The organism is Poseidonibacter lekithochrous, assembly GCF_018861145.1.
In the GTDB taxonomy this organism is placed as follows: Bacteria; Campylobacterota; Campylobacteria; order Campylobacterales; family Arcobacteraceae; genus Poseidonibacter; species Poseidonibacter lekithochrous_A.
In genome coordinates this window covers 132,561-145,454 of the sequence record NZ_JAHKQT010000009.1, presented here as the reverse complement: position 1 = coordinate 145,454, position 12,894 = coordinate 132,561, and the positions used below count along the sequence as shown (strand labels likewise).

The 12,894-nt window shown below is 29.7% G+C and carries 23 protein-coding genes; all 23 read left to right on the top strand.

The window, feature by feature from the left end; genetic code table 11:
• Nucleotides 1-74 precede the first annotated feature (74 nt).
• The 23 genes from ruvA to rplF all read left to right on the top strand — a co-directional run bounded on the left by ruvA (nucleotide 75) and on the right by rplF (nucleotide 12,894).
• Nucleotides 75-641, top strand: a complete 567-nt coding sequence (gene ruvA / locus KO488_RS04490; RefSeq protein WP_216057592.1) for a Holliday junction branch migration protein RuvA — start codon at nucleotides 75-77, stop codon at nucleotides 639-641.
• A gap of 15 nt (nucleotides 642-656) precedes the next feature.
• Entirely contained in the window at nucleotides 657-1,697 is a 1,041-nt protein-coding gene (locus KO488_RS04485) for a D-alanine--D-alanine ligase (RefSeq protein ID WP_216057591.1), read from the top strand.
• 2 nt (nucleotides 1,698-1,699) lie between these two features.
• Complete coding sequence (locus tag KO488_RS04480; protein ID WP_216057590.1) at nucleotides 1,700-2,419, top strand: alpha/beta fold hydrolase; 720 nt, start codon at nucleotides 1,700-1,702, stop codon at nucleotides 2,417-2,419.
• The gene (locus KO488_RS04475) at nucleotides 2,406-3,842 is read left to right on the top strand and encodes a Mur ligase family protein (RefSeq protein WP_216057589.1); all 1,437 of its coding nucleotides are present in this window, start codon (nucleotides 2,406-2,408) and stop codon (nucleotides 3,840-3,842) included. Before KO488_RS04480 ends, KO488_RS04475 begins: the two co-directional genes overlap by 14 nt.
• An 8-nt stretch (nucleotides 3,843-3,850) precedes the next feature.
• Nucleotides 3,851-4,339: an HIT family protein gene (locus KO488_RS04470; protein WP_216057588.1), complete on the top strand. Its 489-nt coding sequence runs from the start codon at nucleotides 3,851-3,853 to the stop codon at nucleotides 4,337-4,339.
• 13 nt (nucleotides 4,340-4,352) lie between these two features.
• The gene (locus KO488_RS04465; RefSeq protein WP_216057587.1) at nucleotides 4,353-5,570 is read left to right on the top strand and encodes a zinc ribbon domain-containing protein; all 1,218 of its coding nucleotides are present in this window, start codon (nucleotides 4,353-4,355) and stop codon (nucleotides 5,568-5,570) included.
• Between the two features lie 204 nt (nucleotides 5,571-5,774).
• Nucleotides 5,775-6,089: a 30S ribosomal protein S10 gene (gene rpsJ / locus KO488_RS04460; RefSeq protein ID WP_071627220.1), complete on the top strand. Its 315-nt coding sequence runs from the start codon at nucleotides 5,775-5,777 to the stop codon at nucleotides 6,087-6,089.
• A 13-nt stretch (nucleotides 6,090-6,102) separates the two neighbouring features.
• On the top strand, nucleotides 6,103-6,678 hold the full coding sequence (gene rplC / locus KO488_RS04455) for a 50S ribosomal protein L3 (protein WP_216057586.1): 576 nt from the start codon (nucleotides 6,103-6,105) through the stop codon (nucleotides 6,676-6,678).
• Nucleotides 6,675-7,286 carry a 50S ribosomal protein L4 gene (gene rplD, locus KO488_RS04450; protein ID WP_216057585.1) on the top strand — a complete coding sequence of 204 codons (612 nt, stop codon included), beginning with the start codon at nucleotides 6,675-6,677 and terminating at the stop codon, nucleotides 7,284-7,286. Before rplC ends, rplD begins: the two co-directional genes overlap by 4 nt.
• Nucleotide 7,287: 1 nt before the next feature.
• Nucleotides 7,288-7,569, top strand: coding sequence for a 50S ribosomal protein L23 (locus KO488_RS04445; RefSeq protein ID WP_216057584.1), 282 nt, complete (start codon nucleotides 7,288-7,290; stop codon nucleotides 7,567-7,569).
• Nucleotides 7,570-7,579: 10 nt separating this feature from the next.
• Nucleotides 7,580-8,407: a 50S ribosomal protein L2 gene (gene rplB, locus KO488_RS04440; RefSeq protein WP_152189800.1), complete on the top strand. Its 828-nt coding sequence runs from the start codon at nucleotides 7,580-7,582 to the stop codon at nucleotides 8,405-8,407.
• 9 nt (nucleotides 8,408-8,416) lie between these two features.
• Nucleotides 8,417-8,692, top strand: coding sequence for a 30S ribosomal protein S19 (gene rpsS / locus KO488_RS04435; protein WP_152189798.1), 276 nt, complete (start codon nucleotides 8,417-8,419; stop codon nucleotides 8,690-8,692).
• A 3-nt stretch (nucleotides 8,693-8,695) separates the two neighbouring features.
• Nucleotides 8,696-9,028, top strand: a complete 333-nt coding sequence (rplV, locus tag KO488_RS04430) for a 50S ribosomal protein L22 (RefSeq protein ID WP_152189796.1) — start codon at nucleotides 8,696-8,698, stop codon at nucleotides 9,026-9,028.
• Nucleotides 9,028-9,726 carry a 30S ribosomal protein S3 gene (gene rpsC, locus KO488_RS04425; RefSeq protein ID WP_216057583.1) on the top strand — a complete coding sequence of 233 codons (699 nt, stop codon included), beginning with the start codon at nucleotides 9,028-9,030 and terminating at the stop codon, nucleotides 9,724-9,726. Before rplV ends, rpsC begins: the two co-directional genes overlap by 1 nt.
• 2 nt (nucleotides 9,727-9,728) lie before the next feature.
• Nucleotides 9,729-10,154 (top strand): 50S ribosomal protein L16, encoded by a 426-nt coding sequence (gene rplP / locus KO488_RS04420; RefSeq protein ID WP_216057582.1) that lies wholly within the window; start codon nucleotides 9,729-9,731, stop codon nucleotides 10,152-10,154.
• Entirely contained in the window at nucleotides 10,141-10,332 is a 192-nt protein-coding gene (rpmC, locus tag KO488_RS04415; protein ID WP_216057581.1) for a 50S ribosomal protein L29, read from the top strand. The genes rplP and rpmC overlap by 14 nt, the downstream gene beginning before the upstream one ends.
• Before the next feature lie 11 nt (nucleotides 10,333-10,343).
• Nucleotides 10,344-10,595 carry a 30S ribosomal protein S17 gene (gene rpsQ / locus KO488_RS04410; RefSeq protein WP_216057580.1) on the top strand — a complete coding sequence of 84 codons (252 nt, stop codon included), beginning with the start codon at nucleotides 10,344-10,346 and terminating at the stop codon, nucleotides 10,593-10,595.
• Complete coding sequence (gene rplN, locus KO488_RS04405) at nucleotides 10,595-10,963, top strand: 50S ribosomal protein L14 (RefSeq protein WP_076084974.1); 369 nt, start codon at nucleotides 10,595-10,597, stop codon at nucleotides 10,961-10,963. The genes rpsQ and rplN overlap by 1 nt, the downstream gene beginning before the upstream one ends.
• A 1-nt stretch (nucleotide 10,964) precedes the next feature.
• Nucleotides 10,965-11,204 (top strand): 50S ribosomal protein L24, encoded by a 240-nt coding sequence (rplX, locus tag KO488_RS04400; protein ID WP_152189787.1) that lies wholly within the window; start codon nucleotides 10,965-10,967, stop codon nucleotides 11,202-11,204.
• Between the two features lies 1 nt (nucleotide 11,205).
• A complete protein-coding gene (rplE, locus tag KO488_RS04395) occupies nucleotides 11,206-11,754 on the top strand; it encodes a 50S ribosomal protein L5 (protein ID WP_152189786.1) in 549 nt (182 codons plus the stop codon).
• The gene (locus KO488_RS04390; RefSeq protein ID WP_216057579.1) at nucleotides 11,754-11,939 is read left to right on the top strand and encodes a type Z 30S ribosomal protein S14; all 186 of its coding nucleotides are present in this window, start codon (nucleotides 11,754-11,756) and stop codon (nucleotides 11,937-11,939) included. Before rplE ends, KO488_RS04390 begins: the two co-directional genes overlap by 1 nt.
• Before the next feature lie 13 nt (nucleotides 11,940-11,952).
• Entirely contained in the window at nucleotides 11,953-12,351 is a 399-nt protein-coding gene (gene rpsH / locus KO488_RS04385; RefSeq protein ID WP_216057578.1) for a 30S ribosomal protein S8, read from the top strand.
• Between the two features lie 9 nt (nucleotides 12,352-12,360).
• Nucleotides 12,361-12,894 carry a 50S ribosomal protein L6 gene (gene rplF / locus KO488_RS04380; protein ID WP_216057577.1) on the top strand — a complete coding sequence of 178 codons (534 nt, stop codon included), beginning with the start codon at nucleotides 12,361-12,363 and terminating at the stop codon, nucleotides 12,892-12,894.

The window sequence follows — 12,894 nt, the reverse complement described above, 5'->3', positions numbered from 1 at the left end:
TTCAATTATTATATAATGATATATGTTTATAGTATATTAAATGTAATAATGAATTGAATAAAGAGTAGAATTAAATGATAGTAGGCCTTATAGGTAAAATAACAAAAAAAGAACCAACATTATTAAACTTAAATGTTAATGGAATTATTTACGAAATTTTTGTTTCTTTAAATTGTAGTTCAAAAATTATTAGTGATGATGTAACTTTAGAAATAACTCATATTATTAGAGAAGAATCCCAAACTTTATATGGCTTTTTAGATTCAAATGAAAAAAAGCTTTTTGACACAGTTATTAAAATAAATGGAGTAGGTCCAAAAGTTGCCCTTGCAATTTGTTCAACTTTCACACCTTCTTCTTTTGCTCAAATCGTAAATGAAAATGATGTATCAATGCTAAAAAGAGTTCCGGGAATTGGTCCTAAAGGTGCAAGTCGTATTCTAGTAGAGCTTTCAGGTTCAATTATAGATTTAAATGTCGAAGAAGAAGGTAGTTCAAATAACTCTTCTTTATTAGAAGCTTCTCTTGCTTTAGAATCTTTAGGATTTAAAAAAGATGTTTTAGCTAAAATACTAAAAACTTGTGTTTCTACAACTACAAGTGATTTAGTAAAAGAAGCGTTGAAAAAATTACAAAAATAGAATTAAGGGAAGTTAATGAAAATAGCTATAGTTTTTGGTGGAGTTAGTTTTGAACACGAGATTTCAATTGTAAGTGCAATTGCTATGAAAGATGTTTTAAGTGATGAGTTAGTTTATATATTTTTAGATGAAAACAGAGAGTTCTACCATATTCCAACAAATACAATTAAATCAAAATTATTTAGCTCAGGTGAGTATAAAAAATGTGATAAAGTTGATATTTGCAAAAATGGCTTTTCAAAAAAAGCTGGATTTTTAGGAAAAGACAAACCATTAGATTTTGATGTAGTTTTAAACCTTTCACATGGTGGAGATGGGGAAGATGGAATTTTATCTTCTGTATTAGAATTTTTTAATATTCCTTTTATCGCTCCAAGAACTGAAGCTTGCGTTGTAAGTTCTAATAAATTCCTTACAAAAGGTTATGCTTCTTCTGTTAATGTAAAAACACTTGATTACAAGTATTACACAAAAGGTGATACTGTTGTTGTAGATACTTTTCCTGTAATTGTAAAACCTGTTCGTCTTGGTTCTTCAATTGGAGTAGCAATTGTGAAAACACAAGAAGAACTAGAGTACTCACTTGATGTTGCATATGAATTTGATAATGCAATTATAATTGAGCCTTTTATATCTGGTGTTAAAGAATATAATTTAGCAGGAACAAAAGTAAATGGAGAGTTTAAATTTTCTATTATCGAAGAACCTCAAAAAGCAGAGTTTTTAGATTTTGATAAAAAGTATTTAGATTTTTCAAGAACTTCAACTGCGCTAGAAGTTGATTTAGGTGTAGAATTAAATGCAAAAGTTAAAGAATCTTTTGAGAGAATTTATAACAATTTATTTGAAGGTTCAATCATTAGATGTGATTTCTTTATTGTTGATAATGAAGTATATTTAAATGAAATAAATTCAATCCCAGGATCAATGGCAAACTATTTATTTGCAGATTTTAATACATTATTTAAAAGTGTTGCCACAACATTACCAAGGAAAAAACATATACCTGTTACTTATGAATATGTAAATAAAATTCATGCAAGTAAGGGAAAATAAATTTGGCCTCTAAAAGTTTAATAGTTGATAATAAAACATTTGATATTTCTTACGAAATAGTTAATGCATCAAGTAAAAAAGATATTATCTTTTTACATGGATGGGGTTCAAATAAAGACATTATGAAAAATGTCTTTTCTCCTTTTTTTAAAGACTTTAGACATATTTATATTGATTTACCAGGGTTTGGTAAAAGTGCAAATGAATATGAACTTAAAACTGAAGACTACGTAAAAATTACAGAAGAGTTTTTAATTCTTCTAAATTCATCAAAAGATATAATAGCAGGACATTCATACGGTGGAAAAGTTGCCACACTTTTAAATCCAAAAAACTTAGTTCTTTTAAGTTCTGCTGGAATACTAGAAGAAAAATCTTTTGATGTAAAATTTAAAATAACAATTGCAAAGTTTTTTAATGCTTTAGGTTTAAAAAAATTTACTAAAATATTTAGAAGTGCAGATGTTAACACTATGAATGAAGGTATGTATGCTACTTTTAAAAATGTTGTAAATGAAGACTTTACTAAGAACTTTAAAAACTATAAAAATAATGCTTTGATATTTTGGGGACAAAAAGATACTGCAACTTCTTTAGAATCAGGGAAAAAAATTGCATCTTTAATTAATTCATCAACTTTTATATCTTATGATGGAGATCATTTCTTCTTTGTAAAAAATGCAAAAGATATAGCTAAGAGAGTAGAAAATGGAATACTTTAATTTATTTACACAAATTTTATTAATAATGAGTTTAGGTTATTACCTAATTACAAACTTACAGTGGTATAACTATAGATTAGATAGAGTTGTATTAAAACATCATAAATGGCAATGGCATATTACATATTTTATTACGCCAATTGTTTTATTTTATTTAATACCTGATTTATATTATTCAATATATTTTTATGCTCTATTTATGACAAGTTTTATAATTTGGAATAAAAAACTAGACCGTCCAGTAGTTTTAACTTCAAGAGTTAAAAGGTTTTTAGCAATACTATTATTTGCAACTTTTGGAATTTCAGCTTTATGTTTAGCAAGTCCATCTTGTAATAATACTTTTGTTTTTATCCCACTAATTATTGCATATGCTGGATCTTTTGTTTTAGAAAAAATACTTTTTATATCTTATAAACACAAAGGTAAACAAAGAGTTCATAGTATTGCAGGTTTAAAAATTATTGCAATTACTGCTTCATATGGAAAAACATCTATAAAAAACTATTTACATCATGTTTTAAAGAAAAAGTATAAAACATATAAAACTCCAAGATCTGTTAATACAATAGGTGGAATAGTTTTAGATGTAAATAGAGATATTCCTTTAGATACTCAAATATATATTGCAGAAGCAGGGGCTAGAGAAAAAGGTGATATTGAAGAAATAGCATTGTTTTTAGAACCACAAATATGTGTAATAGGAAGTGTTGGAGAACAGCATATAGAATACTTTAAAACTTTAGACAATATTATTCATACTAAAATGGAATTATTAAAATCACCTAGAATGCAAAAAGGTTTTGTTCATGAGAGTGTTCCTATTAAGGATTATGAAACTATTACAAAATTTCCAAATAATTTGCATATTACAAAAAGTTCTTTAGATGGTATTTGGTTTGATGTTGAGATAAATGGAAATATAGAACATTTCCATGCTCCAATTCTTGGAAGTTTTAATGCTATAAACTTAACTGCTGTTATTTTAGTAGCACATGAATTAGGTATGAGTTTAGATGAAATAAAATTAGCTCTAAAAAGCTTACCTCAAGTTGAGCATAGATTACAACTTATAAAAGCTGGTGGAAAAGTTATTGTTGATGATTCTTTTAATGGAAACCTAGAAGGTATGCTAGAAGCACTAAATATCTGTTCAACGTATGAAGGTAGAAAAGTTATAATAACTCCTGGACTTGTTGAATCTACAGATGAAGCAAATATTTTACTAGCAAAAGAGATAAATGAAAAGTTTGATTATGTAATTTTAACTGGAAGTTTAAATACACAATTGTTAAGTGCACATATAGATTCTCAAAAAGTATTTATTTTGAAAGATAAATCTTTAATGGAAACAACATTAGCTGAGCAAACAAGAGTAGGTGACCTAATTCTTTTTGCAAATGATGCACCAAACTTTATATAGGATATAAAATGGAACATTTATATGCACCTTGGAGATATGAATATGTAAGTGAAGAAAAAATTGAAGGATGCATTTTTTGTCATATTTCTAAAAATTTAGATGAGGATAAGTTACAAGTTCTTTTTCATGATAAACACTGTTATGTGGTTATGAATAAATTTCCTTATTCTCCTGGCCATATGATGGTAATTCCACACTATCACACAGACAAAATAGAAGACTTACCTGATGAAGTTTGGATGCAGCTTAGTATTCGAGTAAGGCAAGGTGTAAAACTTCTAAAAGATGTAATGAATTGTGAAGGTGTAAATATTGGTATGAATCTTGGAAAAGCTGCAGGTGCAGGGATAGAACAGCATGTTCATTATCATATGCTTCCTAGATGGTTAGGTGACACAAACTTTATAAGTTCAATTGCAGGAACGAGAGTATATCCTGCAAACTTTGAGGATATTTATACAAAACTAAAGAATAAATCTTCAATATATTTTATTTAAGCATATAAAATATATGAAAAACTTAATTAAAAACTTTTATTCAAAAAACTTTGTGTATAAAGGAAAAGAGAAACTATCAAAGTTAACAATACTTTTTATTTTCTTTCTCAATGTATTTATTTTTATAACAATTGGATTAGGAATTGATTTTCAGATTAAAGTTTTAAATAATCCAGAAGTGACTTTTTCCTCTACATGTAGAGCTATAATAAACTCAAAAAATGTTGATGACTTTAATAGTTACTTTTATTTATCAAAAAATCATAATAATAAATATCAAAATATAAAAAATCAAGAACTTGATAAAAGATGTACTACTCTTATATATACAAAACTTAAAAATGTAAATATAGAACATAATATAAAAATTTTAAGAGAAAATCAAAAAAGAATAAATAATAATTTAAATAAAGTAAGTAATGAATTGTCCTATTTGAGAGAAAACTATAATACAGTTCTTTTTGAAAAAATAAGTTCTCAAGAATCTTCAAAATCAATAATTAAAGATAATATCTCTTCAGAGAACATAAAATCAAAATATAATCTTTATTTAAAAAATAATGAAAAACTAAAAAAAGAAAAAGAAGAGTTATTAAAACAATTTAAAAATTCAAATAGTGTTAACGAATTGCTCTCTTTTATAAAAGATAATAAGAAACAAATAAAAGAAGATTACAGAAATTTAAGTAAATCTTATGCGATCAAAAAAGAATTAATCACTCTTTTATTTTTATTTCCTTTATTAATATCATCCTTTTACATAATGAAAAGATATTTAATAAATGAAAAATATACATTATATATAATGTTTAAAAATATTATGATTGTAATATTTATTCCAAGTATTATTTCACTTTTAAGTTTAATTTATATTTTAATGCCAAAAATATTTATTGAGAGAGTACTAAGTTTTTTCTATGAATTAGAAGTGCCCTTTATTGTTTATTATCTTGTAATTACACTATTAATAGTAATCTTTGGATACTTAATAGTTAAAATTCAAAAAAGATATAGAGAGAGTCTTAAACAGTTAGAGAATAATAGTATCTCTAAAATTGAAAGTTTTAATAAAAGTATTTGTAATAAATGTTTTAATAAAGTAGATTATTTTAAGATGAACTTTTGTCCTAATTGTCAAAATGAATTAAAAATAAAATGTAATAACTGCCAAAATGAAACGATTAAAGGTTTGAATTTTTGTATAAATTGTTCAAATAGTACAAAAAGCTAAAATGACCTTCTAAACTTATTCCTTGCTTAAAAGCATGGCTAATATCTATTACTTGTCCTTTTAAAAAGGAAACAAAATGCCACTTTTTTAATAGCAAACCCCATAATACTTGACATCTAATCAAAAATAAGTTATAATCCGCGTCCATAAAAAGGGTTAGAGTGCGATTTATCGTATATCTAACGAGTTCTTTAAAGGAAAAAAATGGAAAAAATTAGATTAAAGTTAAAAGCTTACGATCACAGAGTTTTAGACAGAAGTGTTGCTTCAATAGTTGAAGCTGTTAAGAGAACTGGTGCTGAGTTGAGAGGTCCTATACCTTTACCAACAAAGATTAGAAGATATACAGTTCTAAAAGGTCCTCACGTTAATAAGGATTCTAGAGAGCAATTTGAAATCAGAGTTCATTCAAGAATGATTGATATTATAGCTGCAACTCCAGATACTGTAGATTCATTAATGAAACTTGACTTAGCTCCAGAAGTTGATGTTGAAGTTAGATCTATGGGTCAAGAATAAGAAAGGGTACTAAATGGAATTTATCGTAGAAAAAATTGGTATGAGTAGAACAGTTTCTGTTCCTGCTGTTCCTGTTACACTTTTAAGAGTTCTTGATACTAAGGTATGTGAAGTGACTGACGGTGTAGCATTTGTTTCTTATGCATCTGGAAAAAAGATGAATAAGACAATTGAAGGTCAACAAAAGAAATACGACTTATCTAAAGAGTTTAACAGATTTGCAACAATTACTGTAGCAAATACTGAAGCTGGTGATTTAGATGTAAGTGGTTTATCTGAAGCAAAAATATTAAAATCAACTTTTAATAGTAAAGGTAGAGGTTTCTCTGGTGTTGTTAAAAGATGGAATTTTGCGGGTGGTAGAGCATCACACGGTCACAGAATGGGAAAAAGAACTGGATCAATCGGTAATGCTGAATGGCCAGGTAGAGTTCAACCAGGTAAGAAAATGCCAGGTCAATACGGAAATACAACTGTTAGTGTTAAAAATGAAGTAGTTTCATTTGATGCAGAAACTGGAATTTTAGTAGTTAAAGGTTCAGTATCTGGAGCTAATGGTAGACTAGGTAAAGTAAAGGTTGCTAAATGAGTAATGCAATAGTATTAAATGACAAATTTGAAGCAAATGGTGATGTAGCATTACCAGCTAAGTTTGCTGAGATTAATTCTCACAACTTATACTTATATGCTAAATCATACTTAGCTGCTCAAAGAGCTAATACAGCTAGAGTTAAAAATAGATCAGAAGTTAGAGGTGGTGGTAAAAAACCTAAAGCTCAAAAAGGTTCTGGTGGTGCTAGATGGGGTTCTAAAAGATCTCCTTTATTCGTTGGTGGGGGTCAAGTTTTTGGTCCAACTAAAAGAAACTATGTACAAAAAGTAAATAAAAAACAAAAAGCTTTAGCATTAAGTTTTGCTATAAATGCTCAAGCTGATAACGGTTCTTTATTTGTAACTGATTCAATTTCAATTGAATCTGGAAAAACTAAAGATGCACTAGCAATTTTAGCTAAATTAAACCAAAGAGATACTCTAGTTGTAGTTGATACAATTGATGAGAAAACATACTTAGCGTTTAGAAATGTTAAAAATTGTTACATGATTGAAAAGCAAGAAGTTAACGCTTATTTAATTGCAGCATACCATTCAGTACTAATTGAAAAATCAGTATTTGAATCATTAACAAAAGAGGCTTAAGATGGCAGATATAACAGATATTAAAGCAATATTATATACAGAAAAAACGATTGAGCTTCAAGAAAATGGTGTAATCGTTGTTCAAACTAGTCCAAGAATGACTAAAAATGGTTTAAAAGAAGTATTCAAAGAATATTTCGGTGTTACTCCATCAAAAGTTAATTCTTTAAGACAAAACGGAAAAGTTAAAAGATTTAAAGGGAAATTAGGTTCAAGACCAGATTTCAAAAAATTCTATGTAACATTACCAGAGGGCGCTGAAATAGCGAACCTTTCAGCTTAAGGGGATATGAATGGCAATTAAAAAATTTAGACCAATAACTCCTGCTAGAAGATTCATGTCTGTAATGGATACTTCTGATATTACTTCTAAACCAACAGTTAGATCTTTACTTGTAAGAGTTAAAGCAGCAGCTGGTAGAAATAATAATGGTAGAATCACTTCAAGACATAAAGAAGCAGGTGCTAAGAAATTATATAGAATTATTGATTTCAAAAGAAATAAATTCGGTGTTCAAGGGACTGTTTCAACAATTGAATATGACCCATACAGAAACTGTAGAATTTGTTTAATTACTTATGCTGATGGTGATAAAAGATATATTTTACAACCTTCTGGTTTAAAAGTTGGAGATAAAGTACAAGCTGCTGAATCTGGACTTGATATTTTACCAGGTAACGTTATGAAATTAATCAATATTCCTATTGGTACAATGGTTCATAATATTGAAATGAAACCAGGTAAAGGTGGACAAATAGCTAGATCTGCTGGTGGATATGCTCAAATCATGGGTAGAGAAGACAAATATGTAATTATGAGACTTCCTTCAGGTGAAATGAGAAAAATTCTTTCTGTATGTCTTGCAACAATTGGTATTGTTGGAAACGAAGACTTCTCTAATATGGTTATTGGAAAAGCTGGTAGACAAAGACACTTAGGTAAGAGACCACAAACAAGAGGTTCTGCAATGAACCCAATTGATCACCCACATGGTGGTGGTGAAGGTAAGACTAACTCTGGAAGACATCCTGTTACTCCATGGGGTATGCCAACTAAAGGTTATAAAACTAGAAAGAAAAAAGCTAGTGATAAACTAATCATTTCAAGAAAAAAGAAGTAAGGGTTTAAAATGTCAAGATCAATAAAAAAAGGTCCATTTATAGACGCACACTTATTAAAAAAAGTTATGAAAGCTGTTGAAGCTAATGACAAAAAACCAATCAAAACTTGGTCTAGAAGATCTATGGTCTTACCAGATATGATCGGCTTAACTTTTAATGTGCACAATGGAAGAAACTTCGTTCCTGTAAATGTTACAGAGAATCATGTTGGATATAAATTAGGTGAATTTGCACCTACTAGAACGTTTAAGGGCCATAAAGGTTCTGTTCAAAGAAAGGCGTAATTGATGGCAAGAGCAATATTAAAATTTATTAGACTTTCACCTACTAAAGCTAGATTAATCGCTAGAGAAGTTCAAGGTATGAACGCTGAGTATGCAATTGCATCATTAGAATTCACACCTAACAAAGCTGCTGGTATTATTTCTAAAGTTATCGCATCTGCTGTAGCAAATGCAGGTTTAGAACCAGAAAATGCAGTTATTACATCTGCTAGAGTAGATAATGGTCCAGTACTTAAAAGATTTACTCCAAGAGCAAGAGGTTCTGCTTCACCAAAGCATAAACCAACTGCACACATTATGATTGAAGTTGCAGAAGCTACTAAAGGAGATAAGTAATGGGTCAAAAAGTTAATCCAATAGGTTTAAGATTAGGTATAAACAGAAACTGGGATTCTAGATGGTTCCCAAAATTTGCTACAATGCCTGCAAATGTAGCTGAAGATGATAAAATCAGAAAGTATGTTAAAAAAGAATTATACTATGCTGGTGTAGCTTCAACTATCGTTGAAAGAACTGCTAAGAAAATTAGAGTAACAATTGTTGCTGCAAGACCTGGTATCGTTATCGGTAAAAAAGGTGCAGACGTTGAGAAATTAAAAGCAAACTTAGCAAAATTAGTTGGAAAAGAAATTGCTGTTAATATTAAAGAAGAAAGAAAGCCACAATTATCTGGTCAACTTTCAGCTGAAAATGTTGCACAACAATTAGAAAGAAGAGTTGCATTTAGAAGAGCTATGAAAAGAGTTATGCAAAATGCACTTAAAGGTGGAGCTAAAGGTATTAAAGTTTCTGTTTCTGGTAGACTTGGTGGAGCTGAAATGGCTAGAACTGAGTGGTATTTAGAAGGTAGAGTTCCTTTACATACATTAAGAGCTAGAATCGATTATGGTTTTGCTGAAGCTCATACAACTTATGGTTGTATTGGTATTAAAGTTTGGATCTTCAAAGGTGAGGTACTTGCAAAAGGTATTCCTGCTGAACAAAAAGAAGAAGAAAAACCTAAAAGAAGACCACAAAAGAGAAGAGGTAAATAATTATGTTAATGCCTAAGAGAACTAAATACAGAAAAATGATGAAAGGTCGAAACAGAGGTAAAGCTGCAAGAGGTAACTCTTTAGCTTACGGTGAGATCGGTCTTAAAGCTGTAGAACATGGTAGAATCGATTCTAGACAAATTGAAGCTTCAAGAGTTGCAATGACTAGAAAAGTAAAGAGACAAGCTAAAGTTTGGATTATGGTATTCCCTGACAAACCTTTAACTGCTAAACCATTAGAAACAAGAATGGGTAAAGGTAAAGGTGCTGTAGATAAGTGGGTTATGAATATCAAGCCTGGTAGAATTTGTTTTGAGATGGCTGGTGTTGACGAAACTCTTGCAAGAGAAGCGTTAACTTTAGCAATGCACAAATTACCATTTAAAACAAAAATTGTAACAAAAGATAGCGAAAATGAACTATATTGATTTAAAAGATAAAAGCTTACAAGAGCTTTTAGTATTATTAAAAGAAAAAAAGGTGCTTCTTTTTGAATTAAAAGCTAAGCTAAAAACTATGCAGTTAACTAATACTTCTGAATTAAGAGTAGCGAAGAAAGATATCGCTAAAATTCAAACAGCTATTACTGCAGTAAAAGCTAACTAAGGATCTATAGAATGACACATAAAAGAGAGATTCAAGGTGTAGTGGTTAAAATTTCTGGAGACAAAACAGCTTCTGTTTTAGTTACTAGACAAGTTATTCACCCAAGATATCACAAAATGGTTAAAAGATTTAAAAAATATTTAGTTCATGACGAAAGAAATGAAATGAAACTTGGTGATAAAGTTATTGCTGTTGAATGTAGACCTTTATCTAAAACTAAATCTTTTAGATTAAAGACTATAGTAGCTACAGGAGCTAAGTAATGATTCAAAGTTTTACTAGATTAAACGTAGCTGACAACACTGGTGCTAAACAGATCATGTGTATCAAAGTTCTTGGTGGATCTAAGAGAAGATATGCAACTGTTGGTGACGTTATTGTTGCTTCAGTTAAGAAAGCTTTACCAACTGGTAAAGTTAAAAAAGGTCAAGTTGTTAAAGCAGTAGTTGTTAGAACACATAAAGAAGTTCAAAGAGAAAATGGTTCTTTAATCAGATTTGATGATAACGCAGCAGTTATCTTAGATGCTAAAAAAGATCCTATTGGAACAAGAATTTTCGGACCAGTTGCTAGAGAAGTTAGATATTCAGGTTTCATGAAAATCGTTTCACTTGCACCGGAGGTATTATAATATGGCAATTAAATTAAAAATCAAAAAAGGTGATACAGTTAAAATCTTAGCTGGTGATGACAAAGGTAAAACTGGAGAAGTTTTACAAGTATTACCTTCAAAAAACAAAGTAATCGTTAAAGATTGTAAAGTTGCTAAAAAAACTGTTAAACCTGATCAAGAGAAAAACCCAGATGGTGGTTTTGTAAACAAAGAAATGCCAATTGACATTTCAAATGTAGCAAAAGTAGAAGGTGAGTAAAATGGCAGCTAGATTATTAGAAAGATATAAAGCAGAGATTAAACCAGTTTTAGAAACAGAATTTCCAAAAAACAAAATGTTAACTGCAAAGTTAGACAAAGTTGTTATTTCTGTTGGTGCTGGTGAAGCAATGAAAGATAGTAAATTAATGCAAAACATTCAAGATACTATCTCTTTAATAGCTGGTCAACAAGCTGTTAAAGTTATTGCTAAAAAATCTGTTGCTGGATTTAAAGTAAGAGAAGGTTACCCTGTAGGAGTAAAAGTTACTTTAAGAGGTGAACAAATGTACACTTTCTTAGATAAACTTTGTTCAATCGCATTACCAAGAGTTAAGGATTTTAGAGGTCTTAATAAAAATGGTTTTGACGGTAGAGGAAACTTTAACTTTGGTTTAGACGAACAATTAATGTTCCCAGAAGTTGTATATGATAATATCATCACAACTCACGGTATGAATATTTCAGTTTCTACAACTGCTACTAATGATGCGGAAGCATTTAGATTATTAGAGTTAGTGGGAATTCCATTTACTAAAGGAAGAGCGTAATGGCAAAGAAATCTATGATTGCAAAACAACAGAGAACTCCTAAGTTCTCTTCAAGAGCATATACAAGATGTTCTGTTTGTGGTAGACCACACTCTGTTTACAGAGATTTTGGTTTATGTAGAATTTGTTTAAGAAAAATGGCTAGCGAAGGTTTATTACCTGGCGTTAGAAAAGCTAGTTGGTAGGAGAATTTAAGCTATGATGAATGATATAATCGCAGATGCTTTAACAAGAATTAGAAATGCAGCACTAAGAAAATTAGAAGTTGCAACATTATTACACTCAAGAACTATTGTAGGCGTTTTAAACGTTTTACAACAAAAAGAGTATATTACTGGATTCAAAGTTATTGACGGACAAAACAATAAGAAAACAATTCAAGTTGAATTGAAGTATGATGACAATGAAAAATCAGTAATTAATGAAATTACTAGAGTTTCTAAACCAGGAAGAAGAGTTTATAAAAACTTTTCTGATATTAAAACGTTTAAAAACGGGTACGGTACTATTATCGTTTCTACTAACAAGGGTGTTATTGCTAATGATGAAGCATATGCAGCTAAAGTTGGTGGCGAAGTATTATGTACAGTTTGGTAGGAGAGTATAATGTCTAGAATTGGTAAAAAACCTATCGCTATTCCTGCGGGAATAGAAGTATCAGTTAATGGTACTATTATTGATGTAAAAAAAGGGAACAAAACTTCTTCTGTTGAAACACACGGAAGAGTTTCTGTTGAAATTGCTGATAACAATGTTATCTTAGGAAAAGTTGGAGAAGAAAAAGAATCTGCAGCTTTCTGGGGAACATATAGAGCATTATTAAACAACGCTATTGATGGATTAAATACTGGTTTTCAAAAATCATTAGAAATCAACGGTGTTGGTTATAGAGCTGCTGTTAAAGGTAAAGTTTTAGAACTACAATTAGGTTATTCTCACCCAATTAATTTTGAAATCGCTGAAGGTTTAGAAATTACTGTTGAAAAAAACTTAATTCACGTTAAAGGTGCTGACAAACAACAAGTTGGTCAAGCTGCTGCAATAATTAGAGGCTACAGAAAACCAGAACCGTACAAAGGTAAAGGTGTGAAGTATACTGACGAGCATATCGTTAGAAAAGCCGGAAAAACAGCTAAGTAA